A 13,551-nucleotide genomic window follows, 5' to 3' on the forward strand; every position below is an offset into this window, starting at 1 on the left:
GGCTCATGAGCGAACGGGTCTGGCGACACGGGCCAGGATGCTCAGCCTTGAATATGGAGGAACGGCTTGCCCATACTCGTCGCAGCCTATTGCATGGGGTGCGCGCTGGCGCCAGGCATCAGGCGGGATGCCACCAATTCGAGCGGCCGCCAGCTCCTTCCAAAGACCGGCCGTTTCGGCAGCGAGGGGTGGGAGTAGAACCCGTCCCACTGCTGCAAGGCCGCTTCCGGCAGTGATCGGTTGTAGTACGCGAAGTGGTGCCACGCGTCGTCCTTCACCCTGCGCAGGCTGCCGAGCACGCTGCGGTCGCGCGTGGCGGCGAACGCGGGAGGGTCGTTCCATGCTGACAGTTCCGCGGCGACGCGGGGTTGGTCGAGGTCGAAGCCGTAGTGCACCAGCACCTTGAACATCTGCTGCCCGGCATGGATGTGCAGGTCGCGCAGGTCGGCGGCGCGCCCGGGCACGACCAGCGCGGCGCCGGTGGCGGCGTTGAGCATCACCACGAACGGCTCACGGTCGAGGAAGTCGATGTCGGCGTACCACTCGCCGAGCGGATTGTCGGCCGGCGGCGGTTCGGGTGGCTTCGCCGGTTGGCGCAGGCGCTTCAGCAGGCGGGCGGTGCAGCGCAAGATCACCATGAATGCAAGTCCATATCGTCACCAGGGGTGATCATGCCGCGCTCATGCCGCGGCGGCGCGTTGCAAGGCCAGCGTTTGTGCCTGCACGGCGTTGCCGCCGCGCTGGAGCCGCTGCGCATCGCCGCCTGACGCGGTGAGTTCGGCGACCACGCCGGGCAAGGCGGCCAGCACCGCATCGGCCAGGCTGTCGACGCGGCGCAGCACGAAGCCGGGGCCATAACCGGCAGCCCGCGCAAAGCGGCGCCAGTCGTCGGCCGTGATGGTTTCGATGCGCGTGGCTTCGCCGATACGCAGCGCGGGTTCGCGGTCGACCAGGGTTTCCGGCAGCGCCACTGTTGGCACCAGGTCGTACAGCGGGGCCAGTCGGCGGCGGCCGGTGCGGTCGATCAGCAACGACAGATTCTTGGCATGGGCGTCGGCGTTGCCGATCAACGCGTTGAACACCACTGCGTCGAGCAGGCCTTGCAGTGCGGCGGGCCCCAGCGCGAGGCGGCGCAGCAGCTGCGAGATGGTGGCCAGCCCGGGTCCGCCCTGGCCTTCGTACTTGAGTTCGCCGGGGTAGCCGAGGGCCTGGCAGAAATCTTCCTGGTGCAGGCGCTGCACGACGCCGTCGTCGAGGCGGCGGTCGTAGCGTTCGATCAGCAGTGCGTGCCGGCCGGCTATGTCGATGGCGCGTGCGCGCGCGGCGTCCAGGCCGACCGCGGTGGCGAGCGCCAGCCCCAGCGCTTCGAGTTCGCGCAGGCCGCGGAAGCTGCGGCTGTCGGGCTTCAGCAGATGCGTGCTCGGTTCGCCCACGGCCGGCAGGCGCAGGCGGCCATGGCCGTCCACGATCACGGCCAGCTTGTCCTGGGCGCCGGCCAGCGAGAGCCGGCGCGGTGCGCCGTGCAGGGCCCAGTCGCCGTCGCCGTTTCCGGTGGTTTCGCCGAGCAGGGTTTCCAGATCAACGCTGACGCCGCCCACGGTGGTTGGTGCGCCCACGCTGACCGCGCCGGCGCATTCGCCGCCGATGGCCGTCAGCAGGGCGAAGTCGTCGCGCGGCGGCAGGCGCAGGCGCGCTTCGATCGCCAGGCGGACGCCGCCTTCCGGCAGCAGGTTGCAGAACCAGTTGCGCACGACGGCGCCGGCGTAGGGTTCGGGCCGCAGCGGCAGGCTTACCGATAGCGGTATCGGCGCGGGCGACGCCAGGTACGACGGCGCATAAACGAACGTCCAGTCCTCGGGACTGCGCAGCGGCCCGGCGAGGGCGAGTTCGCCGGTGTGCTGTCCGAACAGGGAGACGGGCAGGGCGCTCATCCGTCGGCGGCCACGATCTGGATCTTCAGGCCCAGCACCGCCAGCACCGCCAGCAGCTTGTCCAGGGCGACGTTCGGCTTGCCGCGCTCGAGGTCGCTGATGAAGCGGGTGCCGGTGCCGGCCAGGCCGGCCAACGCGGCCTGGTTCAGGCCGGCGGCCTGGCGGTGGGCGCGGACGATGTCGCCGATCCTGGGCTCGGCTGGCGGTATTCCCGTACGGGAAGAAGTTGGAGTCATCGTGGTTTTCTCGTGGCTTTGTTACCGTTCGGGTAAATTCCGCCTGAAATACGGCCTTGTCAATAAGATTTTCCCGTACGGGAAAGTGATTTGTTTTCGGTTCCGGACGTTCGCAAACAAAAACCGGATGATGGATCGTAGTCCGTCCGGGTGCCGGACGCCAAGCTGGACTCCCCAACCAAGGAGTTCCGCAATGAAATCGATCCTGATCACCGGTACCTCGTCCGGCTACGGCCTGGCCACCGCCCGCCACTTCCTGGCCCAGGGCTGGCGCGTGGTCGCCACCATGCGCACGCCGCGGGCCGAACTGTTCCCGGCCTCGCCGAACCTGCAGCTGCTGCCGCTCGACGTCACCGACCTGGGTAGCATCCACGCCGCGCTCGACGCCGCCGGCGACCTGGACGCGATCGTCAACAACGCCGGCATCGGCGTGGTCGGCGCCTTCGAGGCCACACCGATGGCGACGGTGGACGAGGTGTTCGCCACCAACACCTTCGGCGTCATGTCTATTTGTCAGGCGGCGATCCCGCGGCTGCGGGCGCGTGGGGGTGGCGTGTTGGTGAACGTCACCTCCAGCGTGACGCTGGCGCGCATGCCGCTGGCGGCCGCGTATTCGGCCAGCAAGGCGGCGGTGGATGCGTTCACCGCGTCGCTGGCGTTCGAGCTGGAACCGTTTGGCATTCGCACGAAGTTGGTGCTGCCGGGGTATGGGCCGACGACGGCCTTCGCGGCCAATGGCGGCGAGCGCATGCAGGGGCTGGTGCCGCCGGCATATGCGGCGTTTGCAGAGAAGGTGTTTGCGGGGTTTGCCAATGTGGCGCTGACCACGCGGGAATCGGATGTGGCGGAGGCGGTGTGGCGGGCGGTGCAGGACAGCACCGGGCAGCTGCGGTTTCCGGCGGGGGCGGATGCGGTGGGGCTGGCGCAGGCCAGGTAGGGCCTGGCCGGTGGGCTTCCGGGCCTCGGGCTTGGGGTTCGGAGCTCGGAGCGCCAGGTTCCACAACCTTACGCTCGGGCATCAGAGCCTCGGGCGCCAGGTTCGGAGCTCGGCGCGCCGAGCTCCATAGCCTCACGCGTCAGGTTCCCCTACCTCACGCGCCGAGCTCAGAGCCTCGCGCGTGAGGTTGTATAGCCTCACCGTCCAGGCTCAGAGCCTGGTGCGTGAGGTTCCCCATGCTCACCGTCCAGGCTCAGAGCCTGGTGCGTCAGGTTCCCCATGCTCACGGTTGAGGTTCAGAGCCTCGTGCGTCAGGTTCCCCATCCTCGTCGATGGAGTTCAGAACCTCGTGCACTAGGCTCAGAGCCTCACGCACGACGCTCCGATCGGGTTGCGCTTGCAATATGTCGCCTTAATGGCAACATTCGTTGCCTGATGAGCAACACTCTGCCCCTGATGGACCTGCTGTTCCCCGGCACCCGGCAACGGGTGCTGGCGACGCTGTTGCTGCAGCCGGGGAGGGCTTCCATCTGCGCGAGCTGGCCCGACTCGCCGGCAGCCACGCCGGCACGCTGGCCCGCGAGTTGGACAAGCTGGTGGCCACCGGTCTGGTGCAGCGCCAGGCGCGGGGCAACCAGGTCGTGTACCGCGCCGACCCGCGGCATCCCTTGTATCCCGAGCTGTCGGCCATGTTCCGCAAGACCCATGGCGTGGCCGCCCTGCTGCGCGAGGCCCTGGCGCCGGTTGCGGCGCAGGTCCGCGTCGCCGTGTTGTTCGGTTCGATGGCGCGCGGCACCCACACCGCCAGCAGCGATGTGGATGTGCTGGTGGTGGGCGACGTCGCCTTCGGCACGCTTGTGCAGGCCCTGCACTCCGCGCAGCAGGAACTGGGGCGCGAGATCAATCCGGTGCTGTACACGCCGGGCGAATTCCGTACGCTGCTGTCCGAAGGCGGCGCCTTCGCACAGGCCCTGCGCAGCGATTCCAATGTCCTCCTGATCGGGGGCGCGGATGAGCTTGCGGAACTTGCTGGCGATACAAAGGCTGCAAGCGCACACAGCTGACCCGGAAACTTGGGCTAGCCCGTTCCCCTCTCCCCGGCCCTCTCCCGCAAGGGGAGAGGGAGGAGGAATGTCATCGACTTTTCTTCTTGGCCTTGTCGAGTTTTGCCTGGAGTTCGGTCAGTACGACATCGGCGGCAACATAGCGGCCGGTCCTTCGGGCTCGCTCACGCGAGGATAGGGCGCGGGCAATGTCCACACCTTGAGGATGGCTTTCGTTGGGCCGAACCTGCCTTCTCGCAGCCGACTCCTTCATCGGGACGACGGCAAGCTGCACGCCAAGTGCCGCCATCACCTTGCGCACCGTCGCGAAGCGGGGTTGCGCGTCCGACTGCAGTGCCTTGTAGAGGCTTTCGCGGCCCAAGCCGGCAATTTTTGCCACTTCGGACATGCCGCGGGCCCGAGCGGCTGTTTTCAATGCGTCCTGGAAAACGCCGTCGTGGCCGGACTCGAAGGCATCCATGAGAAACGCCGCGATGGCTTCGTCGGTGTCCAGGTACTTCGCCGCGTCGAAGGGCGTGGTTTTGAGGGGAGTGTTCACTGTCGCTTCTCCACTTGCACTAGTGTCGGCCGGCAATGCGGGCCGCTGCTTCCTTCGCAAACTCGATGTCGGAAGCTTGCTTAGCTTTATCGCCTCCGCAGAGGAGCAAGATCACGGTCTTGCTGCGATAGGTGAGGTACACCCGGTACCCGGGGCCGTGGTTGATGCGGAGTTCGCTGACGCCGGATCCGATGTACTTCACGTCACCCAACAAACCTCTGCGGATCCGGAAGATTCGGGCGACTACGATCGCAACAGCTCCCCGGTCACGCAGGGACGCAAGCCAGTCATCGAACCGCCGTGTTGTCTCGACCTCGATCATGCCCCAAACGTATCCGGAAGGATACAGATCGGGCGATCCGGAAACTTGGGAGGGGGATGTAGGAAAAGAGAAGACTGGCGCCGAGTTATACCACCCGAGTCGTTTCCGGTGGTATAACCCGCCCAGGAGGTCCCACCATGTCCCTCTACCGCGAACTACCCGTAGCCGCCCAGAGCGCCTACGCCGAGCTTTACGAACAGGTCCAGGTCGCCGAGGCCTCGCGTTCGCCGGCTTTCCTGACGGGAAAGATCGCCTGGAAGACCATCAAGGGCCGGCGCTACGGCTACTGGGCCTTCAAGGAAGTGGACGGCCGCAAGCGCGAGTACTACCTCGGGCCGGAAGGGCCGGCGATCGCGGCGATCGAGGCCGCGCGCGAGAAGGGTGCGCCGATGCTGGAGGTGATCGCCCGGCAGGCGGCCGCCGCCTTGGCTCAAGGCTGCTCGGCAACGCTGCCGAAACACTTCCGCATCGCCAAGCGCCTGGCGGACTACCAGTTCTTCCGCGCCGGCGGCTTGCTGGTGGGCACGCACGCATTTCTGGCGCTGGGCAATCAACTGGGCGTGGCCTGGGGCGATGGCACGCGCACGCTCGATCTCGATTTCGCGCACGCGGGGCCGGGCGACAATGTCGCACTGGCGCTGCCGGCGGATCTGCTTGCCGATGCCGCGCAAGCGCTGGAGTCGCTGCAGATGGGATTCCTGCCCGCGCTCGGCGGTGCAAAAGGGCTGGCGAGTCAGTTCGTGAGCGAACGCGAAGGCGACCTGCGCATCGATTTCCTGACGGCACAACGGCGCAAGGAAGGCGACGTCGCCGCGCCGGAGCTGGGCGTGGCCCTGGTGCCGCTGAAGTTCATGGACTATCTGCTGGAACGGCCGGGGCAGGCGGTGCTGATCGACCGTGCCGACGCCTGCCTGGTCAATCTGCCGGATCCCGCACGCTATGGCCTGCACAAGCTGATCGTGGCGCACGAGCGTGGCGCGCGGCATGCGAAGTACCGCAAGGACATCCTGCAGGCGCTGGCCTTGATCCAGTGGCATCTGGCGCATGCGCCGACGCTGTTGGCGGATGCGTGGGCGGATCTCGTGGCGCGTGGCGCGGGGTGGGAGAAGCGGGCGCGGGATTCGCTGGCCAATTCACCCTCGGCGCACAAGGAAGTTGTGGTGGCGTTTGATCGGGAGATGCCGAAGAGTTGATTGAAAGCTACAGGGCGCCAAATGAAAACGGGCCGCTTTCGCGGCCCGTTTCGTGACTTCCCGGCGAGGGTTTACCCCTCCCGGCCCTCCCCCTGCGAGCAGGGGAGGGAGCAGAGCGTTACTTCTTTTTCTTGGTGGCGACCGGCTTGTCGAGGCCGGCGGCTTTGCGCAGGGCGTCGGCCTTGTCGGTCTTTTCCCACGAGAAGGCGGTGGCGGTGTGCTTCTTGCCCTTGCCGTCGGTGTAGGTCACTTCGAACGGCTTGCGGCCGAAGTGGCCGTAGCTGGCGGTCAGGCGGTAGATCGGGTGCAGCAGGTCCAGCATCCTGGTGATGCCGTACGGGCGCAGGTCGAACTGCTGGCGGATCAGCTTCTCGATCTTGTCGTCGGCGATCTTGCCGGTGCCGAAGGTGGTGACCGAGATGGAGGTCGGCTCGGCCACGCCGATCGCGTACGACACCTGCACTTCGCACTTGTCGGCCAGGCCGGCGGCGACGATGTTCTTCGCCACGTAACGCGCGGCGTAGGCGGCCGAACGATCAACCTTGGACGGGTCCTTGCCACTGAACGCGCCGCCGCCGTGGCGGGCCATGCCGCCGTAGGTGTCCACGATGATCTTGCGGCCGGTCAGGCCGGCGTCGCCCACCGGGCCGCCGATCACGAAGTTGCCGGTCGGGTTGATGTGGATCTTCGACTTCGGCAGCGCCTTCAGCCACGCCTTCGGCAGCACGGGCTCGAGGATGTGCTTCATCACGCCGGCCACCAGGTCCTTCTGCTTCACGCCCGGGTCGTGCTGGGTCGAAAGCACCACGGCGTCCAGGCCGACGATCTTGTCGTTTTCGTAGCGCAGGGTGACCTGGCTCTTGGCGTCCGGGCGCAGCCACTTGAGCTTGCCGCTCTTGCGGACCTTGGCCTGCTGCTCGACCAGGCGGTGCGCGTAATAGATCGCGGCCGGCATGTATTCCGGCGCCTCGTTGCAGGCGTAGCCGAACATCAGGCCCTGGTCGCCCGCGCCCTGTTCTTCCGGCTTCTTGCGGTCCACGCCCTGGTTGATGTCGGGGGACTGCTTGCCGATCATGTTGACGATGGCGCAGGTGTGGCCGTCGAAGCCGACATTGCTGTTGTCGTAGCCGATGTCGTTGATGACGCCGCGCGCCAGCGCTTCGATGTCCACCCACGCGGTGGTGGTGATCTCGCCGGCAACGATGGCGGCGCCGGTCTTCACCAGCGTTTCGCACGCAACGCGGGCCTTCGGATCCTGGGTCAGGATCGCGTCCAGTACCGCATCGGAAATCTGGTCGGCCATCTTGTCCGGGTGGCCTTCGGAGACCGACTCGGAGGTGAAGAGGTAGCTGGACATCGTCGCTTATATCCCTTGATTGAGATGAAAGGATGGGTAGGGCCGCGCATGATACATGGCGCGGCCCCGGGGTGCATCCTCGCGCCACCGATGTTGCGCTGGTGTTAAGCGACGCTAAACGGTGCGGGGCCTGGGGTTGGCCTCGGGAAGCGATGGGGGTAGGGTCGGGCCTCCCCGCAAAACCCATGAGGAGGTAACCCGCATGGCATCACTGAAATCCAGCCTGCGTCCCTTGCTTGCCGCCACCCTGGCGGTGTCCTTCACCGGCTGCGCCAGCTACGTCAAACGCGACGACTTCGACGCCACCGTGGCCGAGCTGCGCGCCACCGACCAGCGCCTGGACGGGCGCATCAACGAGCTGCAGGCCGCCATGGAAGCCCGCTTCGGCCAGTACGACGCCCGCATCGCCCAGTTCGAGGGCCGCCTGCACGTCGAAACCACCGCCCACTTCGCCACCAACGACGCCACCCTGCGCGAGGTGGACAAGCCGATGCTGAACGACTTCGCCAGCACGCTGACCGAGCACCACACGGGTGTCACCGTGACCGTGGAAGGGTTCGCCGACCCGTCGGGTTCGGCCGCTTACAACAAACGCCTTGGCCAGCGCCGGGCCGAAGCCGTGCGTGACTATCTGATCACCCAGGGCCTGTCGGCCGACCAGGTGCGCGCCGTCAGCTACGGCGAGGACAGCAACCGCCTGATCCGCCCCGGCGCCTGGGGCGACGATGGCCTGGCCAACCGCCGCGTGGCCCTGGTCATCGACTTCGTCGAGACCGTCGCGGCCCGCTGAAGCACCGGCAGGCCGGGCCCCGCGCCCGGCCTGTCACCCGCCTGACGTTTGCGGGTCACGGGCCTGAAAGCATGCCGCGCCAAGCTGCGCGGCAACGCCGATCACCGGGTCCGCCGCATGTTGGATATCGAGCGTCAGCTCGCCGAGCGTTATCCCCATTGGTTCCAGGGCCACCGCGCCCGTTTCGCCCGGCCGTTGCTGCGCGGGCTGGGGCGGCTGGCCAAACTCGATGAAGCCGGGGCGTTCCTCGCCGCCAACGGCCATCTCTGCGGTCGGGCTTTCATCGAAGCCGCACTCGACTATCTGGACGTGCGTTACACGGTGGACCAGGTCGAACGCGAGCGCATTCCGCAGACCGGCCGCCTGCTGATCGTCGCCAACCATCCGTCCGGTGCGCTGGACGCGATGGCGCTGCTGCATTTTGTGCTGGGCGTGCGCCGCGACGTGCGCATCCTGGCCAATGACGTGCTGGCCAGCGTGGCGCCGCTGCGCGAACACCTGCTGCCGCTGCGCATTCTGGGCGGCCGGCCGACGCCGGAAAGCCTCGAAGCGGTGGAAGCGGCGCTGGCGCGCGAGGAATGCGTGATCGTGTTCCCGGCCGGCGAAGTGTCGCGGCTTGGCCTGGCCGGTATCCGCGACGGGCGCTGGCGGCAGGGTTTCGTCCGGTTCGCGAAAGCCAGCGGAGCGCCGGTGTTGCCGGTGCGCATCGGCGCGCGCAATACCGCGTTGTTCTACGGGGCGTCGGCGCTGTACAAGCCGGCCGGCACCGCGCTGCTGCCGCGCGAGATCTTCGCGCGCCGCGGCAGCCGCATCGAACTGCGCATCGGCCGGCCCGGGCCGCTGCCGGAACCGCAGGCGCCGGAAAAAGCGCTGGCGTCGATCCGGCAGGCGCTGTACGCCATCGGTTCGCGCCGCGAGGCGGCGCCGCGGGGGCCGGAGCCGTTGGTACATGCGGTGGACCGGCGCCTGTTGCTGGACGAACTCGCGCGCCTGCCGATGTTGGGCAGCACGCCGGATGGCAAGCGCATCCATGCCGGGCCCTTGGCTGCCGACTCGCCGCTGATGCGCGAGATCGGCCGTCTGCGCGAACTCACCTTCCGCACGGTGGGCGAGGGCACCGGCAAACGCCTGGACCTGGACGGCTACGACAGCTGGTACGAACACATCGTGCTGTGGGACCCGGAGGCGCTGGAGATCGCCGGCGCCTACCGCGTGGCGCCGGGCGAGAAGGTGCTGGCCGAGCGTGGGCTGGAGGGGTTCTACACGGCGTCGCTGTTCCGGTATCCGTGCACGATGCTGGAGAAGCTGGTGCAGGGCATGGAGCTGGGCCGCAGTTTCGTGGCGCCGGGTTACCAGGGCACGCGCAGTCTCGATTACCTGTGGCTGGGCATCGGCGCGTATCTGCGGGCGCATCCGGGGGTGCGGTATCTGTTCGGGCCGGTGTCCATCAGCGCGGATCTGCCGATTGCCGCGCGGGAACAGTTGGTCGCGTACTACCAGCGTTATTTCGGTTGCCGCGAGGGCGAGGTGGCGGCGAACCGGCCGTTCCGGTTCCTGGCCACGCCGCCGGCTTTCGGCGACATCGATGCCGAGACCGGCTTCCGCATCCTCAGGGCGAATCTGGGCGCGCTGGGGGCGCGGGTGCCTACGCTGTACAAGCAGTACACCGAGCTGTGCGAGCCGGGTGGGGCGCGGTTCCTGGCCTTCGGTGTGGATCCGGAGTTCAACAATTCGGTGGACGGGTTGATCGAACTGGACCTGGCGCGTGTGCGGCCGCGCAAGCGCGAGCGTTATCTCGCCGGTACGTCGGTGCCGCTGCCGGCACCGGAAGTGGTGTAACTGCCGCTTGTCTCCTCCCCCTGCTTGCAGGGGGAGGCCGGGGGGGGTGGAACTTGGAGCAAGTGCTCACCCCACCCCAACCCTCCCCTGTAAACAGGGGAGGGAGCCATGCTTGAAGCTCCCTGCTTGCAGGGGCCCGCACTCTCTCCCCCCTGCTAGCAGGGGGAGGTCGGGAGGGGGTGGAACTTCGGAGCAAGTACTCACCCCTCCCCAACCCTCCCCCTGCAAGCAGGGGAGGGGGAAGTGAGATGCCCTGTAAACAGGGGAGGGAGAAGTGCGGTTAGCATCCCTCTCATGGACTCCCTCACCCAGATCGTTCTTGGCGCCGCGGTGGCCGGCGCCGTCGCCCCGGCCCGGCATCGCCGCGCCGCGCTGTTGGCCGGTGCCGGACTCGGCACCTTGCCGGACCTCGACACGCCCATCCTCTGGATGCTGGGCCTGGACCCGGTCGGGCACATGACCTGGCACCGCGGGCCTTCGCATTCGCTGCTGGTGCTGTTTCCGCTGGCGGTGTTGATCTGGGCGTTTTTCCACCGCCGCGGCGGGCGGGTGACGGAAGCGCCGAAGCCCTGGTTCTGGGCGATCGTGCTGGCGCTGGTGACGCACCCGCTGCTCGACGCCTTCACCGTGTATGGCACGCAGCTGTGGTGGCCGCTGCCGCCCGCGCCGGCGATGTGGTCCAGCGTGTTCATCATCGATCCGCTGTACACGCTGCCGCTGCTGGTCGTGTGCATCGTGGCCTGGGTGAAACACTGGCGGCCGGCGGCGCAGACGGCGCTGGTGGCGGGGCTGGCGATCAGCACGGCCTATCTTGGCTGGTCGCTGGTGGCGAAGGCGCTGGTGGAGCGTGCCGCGGAGCAGTCGCTGGCCGCGCGCGGGCTGCAGGACGCGCCGCGGTTTTCGGTACCGATGCCATTCACCACGTTTTTGTGGCGGGTGGTGGTGATGACGCCGGAGGGATTTCTGGAAGGGGAGCGGTCGGTGGTGGTGGATGAGGGGCCTATTCGCTTTCGCGAATATTTTTCGGACAGTCGGGCGCTCAATGGGGTTGCTGATTACGAAGCGGTGCGGCGACTCCGTTGGTTCAACCGATCTTTCATGAAAGCCGAAGTACGCGACGGCAAACTCGTGCTGTCCGACCTGCGCATGGGCGCCGAGCCCGACTACAGCTTCCGTTTCGCCGTCGCTGCGCGCGAAGGCGAAGGCTGGCGCGAAATCCCGCCCGAACAACTGCAGTGGCCCTGGGACGCGAGTCGACGGCTGCCGTCGCTGTGGCGCAGGATATGGACCACGCCGACGGATGACGCAGCAGGAGCGGCCCCATGAGCCAGACCCCGCCCGGATTGGACCTGTCCAACCTGCCGCCGGATATCCGCCGCAAGGTCGAGGCCGGGCTGGCCAAACTGTCGCCGGAAATGCGCCAGCACTGGGAACGGCAGGGTTCGCCACTGCTGGCCAAGCTGGTGTCGGGCGTGGCCGCGAACGCACGTGGCAAGACGCCGCCGCCGCTGCCGGATATGCCCAAGCTGCCGTCGCTGCCCAAGCTGCTCAGTGGCTCGAAGCCCGGCGGCATGGACCTGCCCGAACACGCGCCGCACCACACCAACCCGCGTTCCAAGCCGCACGGCCACTACAACGACACCATCCGCCCCGGCGACCGCCGTGGGTTGGGCTCGTGGTCGGCGTGGGTGTTCGTGGCCGCGGTCGTATTCGCGATCCTGAAGTTCTGAAGCTCAGGCCTAAGGTAGGCAATGCATGACACAACCTCGCTGCTCAATGACAGGGGTCGAAATAAAGCCTGGCGATGGCGTCTGGGACGATGGCGAATGGATCAGCTGGGAGTGGATCAACTCTCAACTGGATATCGAGTCGGAGGAAGGTCCCGAATCTGTCGAATCTGTTGAACCCTACCAGAGCAGGGAGGGATTTCCCTTCAGTGTTCTGAAGCAAATAGAAATTTTTCAGGACCTGGTTGGATGCGCGCAGCGACACTTTGAAAACACAGGGAGATACCTGCAGATTTGGGGTGAACTTGGTGAGATCTACGCGGAGATCAGATGCGGGCTTCGCCGCCATGGAACTAACAAGGCAGGCTCTGACGGCACCATTGCGGGGAAGTTGGTTGAGGTGAAGACAATTTCCCCCGAAAAGACGACCAATCGGGTGCTGGTAAAAAGCCAGGGTGACTTTGAACAGCTGCTAATTGTTCGAATCAATCAGGATTTCGAGTTCAGCGCCAAGCTGTTCGACAGATCTGAGCTCAAAGGCATCGGCGGAAAATTCTTGAAAGGGTGTATTGAAGACGGACCGGAGTGACGCCTGAGAAAATAGTCGATCTCAGGCGACCGCCGGCAGTTCTGGCGCAAGTCCGGCAGCGAGTGCATCGAAATAGTCCCGCGTCAGCCGCAGCTGTTCGGCGGCCGTTTCGGCGCGGTTGACCACGGCGCGGAAGGCGGCGTTTTCCGGCCGGTCCTTCGCATACCAGCCCAGGTGTTTGCGGGCGATGCGCACGCCGGACAGTTCGCCGTAGAAGACGTGCAGGTGCTCGAGGTGGCCGATCAGGATGTCGCGCACTTCCTGCAGGCCCGGTTCCGGCAGTTTTTCGCCGGTGGCCAGGTAGTGCGCGATCTCGCGGAAGATCCACGGCCGGCCCTGCGCGGCGCGTCCCACCAGCACGGCGTCGGCGCCGGTGTGGCGCAGCACGAAGGCGGCCTTCTCCGGCGAGTCCACGTCGCCGTTGGCGAACACGGGGATGCGCAGCGCGGCCTTCACCGCGGCGATGGTTTCGTATTCGGCCACGCCGGTGTACTGCTGGTCGCGCGTGCGGCCGTGCACGGCCAGTGCAGCGATGCCGCTGTCTTCGGCGATGCGGGCGATGGTGAGCGCATTGCGGTTGTCGGCGTTCCAGCCGGTGCGGATCTTCAGCGTCACCGGCACGTCCACGGCCGACACCACCGCGGACAGGATGCGCGCCACCAGCGCCTCGTCGCGCATCAGCGCCGAACCGGCCCAGGCATTGCAGACCTTCTTGGCCGGGCAGCCCATGTTGATGTCGATGATCTGCGCGCCGTGGTCCACGTTGTAACGCGCCGCCTCGGCCAGTACCTCGGGCACGGTGCCGGCGATCTGCACGCTGATCGGCGCCGGTTCGCCGTCGTGGTCCATGCGGTGCAGCGACTTCTCGGTCTTCCACAGGCGCGGGTCGGACGTGGTCATTTCCGACACGCACAGCCCGGCGCCCAGGCGCTTGCACAGCATCCGGAAGGGCTTGTCGGTGACGCCGGCCATCGGGGCCAGCACCAGCGGCGGATCGAAAAGGTAGGGGCCGATCTGCATGCGGCGAT

The 13,551-nt window shown here is 67.0% G+C and carries 15 protein-coding genes; 8 read left to right on the top strand and 7 right to left on the bottom strand.

The features are described 5' to 3' along the window. Nucleotides 1-86: 86 nt before the first annotated feature. Genes FRZ33_RS06485 through FRZ33_RS06495 form a run of 3 tightly spaced genes read right to left on the bottom strand, consistent with a single transcriptional unit; the run spans nucleotide 87 to nucleotide 2,167 of the window. A complete protein-coding gene (locus tag FRZ33_RS06485) occupies nucleotides 87-638 on the bottom strand; it encodes a DUF6933 domain-containing protein (RefSeq protein ID WP_146908541.1) in 552 nt (183 codons plus the stop codon). A gap of 42 nt (nucleotides 639-680) precedes the next feature. Then, complete coding sequence (locus FRZ33_RS06490; protein ID WP_146908543.1) at nucleotides 681-1,931, bottom strand: type II toxin-antitoxin system HipA family toxin; 1,251 nt, start codon at nucleotides 1,929-1,931, stop codon at nucleotides 681-683. Further along, entirely contained in the window at nucleotides 1,928-2,167 is a 240-nt protein-coding gene (locus FRZ33_RS06495) for a type II toxin-antitoxin system Y4mF family antitoxin (protein ID WP_146908545.1), read from the bottom strand. The genes FRZ33_RS06490 and FRZ33_RS06495 overlap by 4 nt, the downstream gene beginning before the upstream one ends. Nucleotides 2,168-2,360: 193 nt before the next feature. Here FRZ33_RS06495 and FRZ33_RS06500 point away from each other — a divergent pair, with 193 nt between their 5' ends. Together FRZ33_RS06500 and FRZ33_RS06505 are read left to right on the top strand one after the other, a co-directional pair. Beyond that, nucleotides 2,361-3,104 carry an SDR family NAD(P)-dependent oxidoreductase gene (locus FRZ33_RS06500; RefSeq protein WP_146910599.1) on the top strand — a complete coding sequence of 248 codons (744 nt, stop codon included), beginning with the start codon at nucleotides 2,361-2,363 and terminating at the stop codon, nucleotides 3,102-3,104. Between the two features lie 584 nt (nucleotides 3,105-3,688). After that, complete coding sequence (locus FRZ33_RS06505; RefSeq protein WP_227978186.1) at nucleotides 3,689-4,168, top strand: nucleotidyltransferase domain-containing protein; 480 nt, start codon at nucleotides 3,689-3,691, stop codon at nucleotides 4,166-4,168. 70 nt (nucleotides 4,169-4,238) lie between these two features. On the opposite strand, the gene FRZ33_RS15605 is transcribed toward FRZ33_RS06505, so the two are convergent. Continuing rightward, nucleotides 4,239-4,706, bottom strand: a complete 468-nt coding sequence (locus tag FRZ33_RS15605; RefSeq protein WP_146908547.1) for an addiction module antidote protein — start codon at nucleotides 4,704-4,706, stop codon at nucleotides 4,239-4,241. A 19-nt stretch (nucleotides 4,707-4,725) separates the two neighbouring features. Then, entirely contained in the window at nucleotides 4,726-5,028 is a 303-nt protein-coding gene (locus FRZ33_RS06515; protein WP_146908549.1) for a type II toxin-antitoxin system RelE/ParE family toxin, read from the bottom strand. A 137-nt stretch (nucleotides 5,029-5,165) separates the two neighbouring features. Here FRZ33_RS06515 and FRZ33_RS06520 point away from each other — a divergent pair, with 137 nt between their 5' ends. Continuing rightward, a complete protein-coding gene (locus FRZ33_RS06520) occupies nucleotides 5,166-6,221 on the top strand; it encodes a GSU2403 family nucleotidyltransferase fold protein (protein WP_146908551.1) in 1,056 nt (351 codons plus the stop codon). Between the two features lie 118 nt (nucleotides 6,222-6,339). Here the strand turns inward: FRZ33_RS06520 and metK are convergent, their stop codons facing one another. Beyond that, nucleotides 6,340-7,578 carry a methionine adenosyltransferase gene (gene metK / locus FRZ33_RS06525; protein WP_146908553.1) on the bottom strand — a complete coding sequence of 413 codons (1,239 nt, stop codon included), beginning with the start codon at nucleotides 7,576-7,578 and terminating at the stop codon, nucleotides 6,340-6,342. Between the two features lie 202 nt (nucleotides 7,579-7,780). Between metK and FRZ33_RS06530 the strand changes: the two genes are divergently transcribed. The 5 genes from FRZ33_RS06530 (at nucleotide 7,781) to FRZ33_RS06550 (ending at nucleotide 12,523) form a co-directional block, all read left to right on the top strand. Beyond that, the gene (locus FRZ33_RS06530; protein WP_146908555.1) at nucleotides 7,781-8,368 is read left to right on the top strand and encodes an OmpA family protein; all 588 of its coding nucleotides are present in this window, start codon (nucleotides 7,781-7,783) and stop codon (nucleotides 8,366-8,368) included. Between the two features lie 117 nt (nucleotides 8,369-8,485). Next, entirely contained in the window at nucleotides 8,486-10,207 is a 1,722-nt protein-coding gene (gene olsF, locus FRZ33_RS06535; protein ID WP_174754941.1) for a bifunctional ornithine lipid synthase OlsF, read from the top strand. 294 nt (nucleotides 10,208-10,501) lie between these two features. After that, the gene (locus FRZ33_RS06540; protein WP_146908557.1) at nucleotides 10,502-11,533 is read left to right on the top strand and encodes a metal-dependent hydrolase; all 1,032 of its coding nucleotides are present in this window, start codon (nucleotides 10,502-10,504) and stop codon (nucleotides 11,531-11,533) included. Further along, on the top strand, nucleotides 11,530-11,937 hold the full coding sequence (locus FRZ33_RS06545) for a hypothetical protein (protein WP_146908558.1): 408 nt from the start codon (nucleotides 11,530-11,532) through the stop codon (nucleotides 11,935-11,937). Before FRZ33_RS06540 ends, FRZ33_RS06545 begins: the two co-directional genes overlap by 4 nt. 25 nt (nucleotides 11,938-11,962) lie before the next feature. Continuing rightward, on the top strand, nucleotides 11,963-12,523 hold the full coding sequence (locus FRZ33_RS06550) for a hypothetical protein (protein WP_227978188.1): 561 nt from the start codon (nucleotides 11,963-11,965) through the stop codon (nucleotides 12,521-12,523). A 21-nt stretch (nucleotides 12,524-12,544) separates the two neighbouring features. Here the strand turns inward: FRZ33_RS06550 and dusB are convergent, their stop codons facing one another. Continuing rightward, entirely contained in the window at nucleotides 12,545-13,543 is a 999-nt protein-coding gene (gene dusB, locus FRZ33_RS06555) for a tRNA dihydrouridine synthase DusB (RefSeq protein WP_146908562.1), read from the bottom strand. Between the last annotated feature and the right edge of the window lie 8 nt (nucleotides 13,544-13,551).

Origin of the sequence: Arenimonas daejeonensis (assembly GCF_007993735.1) — a bacterium.
Classification (GTDB): Bacteria; Pseudomonadota; Gammaproteobacteria; order Xanthomonadales; family Xanthomonadaceae; genus Arenimonas; species Arenimonas daejeonensis.

What these genes read in the sequence shown, in the direction of transcription:
- FRZ33_RS06495 (WP_146908545.1), bottom strand. Translation starts at nt 2,167, where the DNA reads ATGACTCCAACTTCTTCCCGTACGGGAATACCGCCAGCCGAGCCCAGG.
- olsF (WP_174754941.1), top strand. Translation starts at nt 8,486, where the DNA reads ATGTTGGATATCGAGCGTCAGCTCGCCGAGCGTTATCCCCATTGGTTC.
- FRZ33_RS06485 (WP_146908541.1), bottom strand. Translation starts at nt 638, where the DNA reads ATGGTGATCTTGCGCTGCACCGCCCGCCTGCTGAAGCGCCTGCGCCAA.
- FRZ33_RS06545 (WP_146908558.1), top strand. Translation starts at nt 11,530, where the DNA reads ATGAGCCAGACCCCGCCCGGATTGGACCTGTCCAACCTGCCGCCGGAT.
- FRZ33_RS06520 (WP_146908551.1), top strand. Translation starts at nt 5,166, where the DNA reads ATGTCCCTCTACCGCGAACTACCCGTAGCCGCCCAGAGCGCCTACGCC.
- FRZ33_RS06540 (WP_146908557.1), top strand. Translation starts at nt 10,502, where the DNA reads ATGGACTCCCTCACCCAGATCGTTCTTGGCGCCGCGGTGGCCGGCGCC.
- FRZ33_RS06490 (WP_146908543.1), bottom strand. Translation starts at nt 1,931, where the DNA reads ATGAGCGCCCTGCCCGTCTCCCTGTTCGGACAGCACACCGGCGAACTC.
- FRZ33_RS06550 (WP_227978188.1), top strand. Translation starts at nt 11,963, where the DNA reads ATGACACAACCTCGCTGCTCAATGACAGGGGTCGAAATAAAGCCTGGC.
- FRZ33_RS06530 (WP_146908555.1), top strand. Translation starts at nt 7,781, where the DNA reads ATGGCATCACTGAAATCCAGCCTGCGTCCCTTGCTTGCCGCCACCCTG.
- FRZ33_RS06500 (WP_146910599.1), top strand. Translation starts at nt 2,361, where the DNA reads ATGAAATCGATCCTGATCACCGGTACCTCGTCCGGCTACGGCCTGGCC.
- FRZ33_RS06515 (WP_146908549.1), bottom strand. Translation starts at nt 5,028, where the DNA reads ATGATCGAGGTCGAGACAACACGGCGGTTCGATGACTGGCTTGCGTCC.
- metK (WP_146908553.1), bottom strand. Translation starts at nt 7,578, where the DNA reads ATGTCCAGCTACCTCTTCACCTCCGAGTCGGTCTCCGAAGGCCACCCG.
- dusB (WP_146908562.1), bottom strand. Translation starts at nt 13,543, where the DNA reads ATGCAGATCGGCCCCTACCTTTTCGATCCGCCGCTGGTGCTGGCCCCG.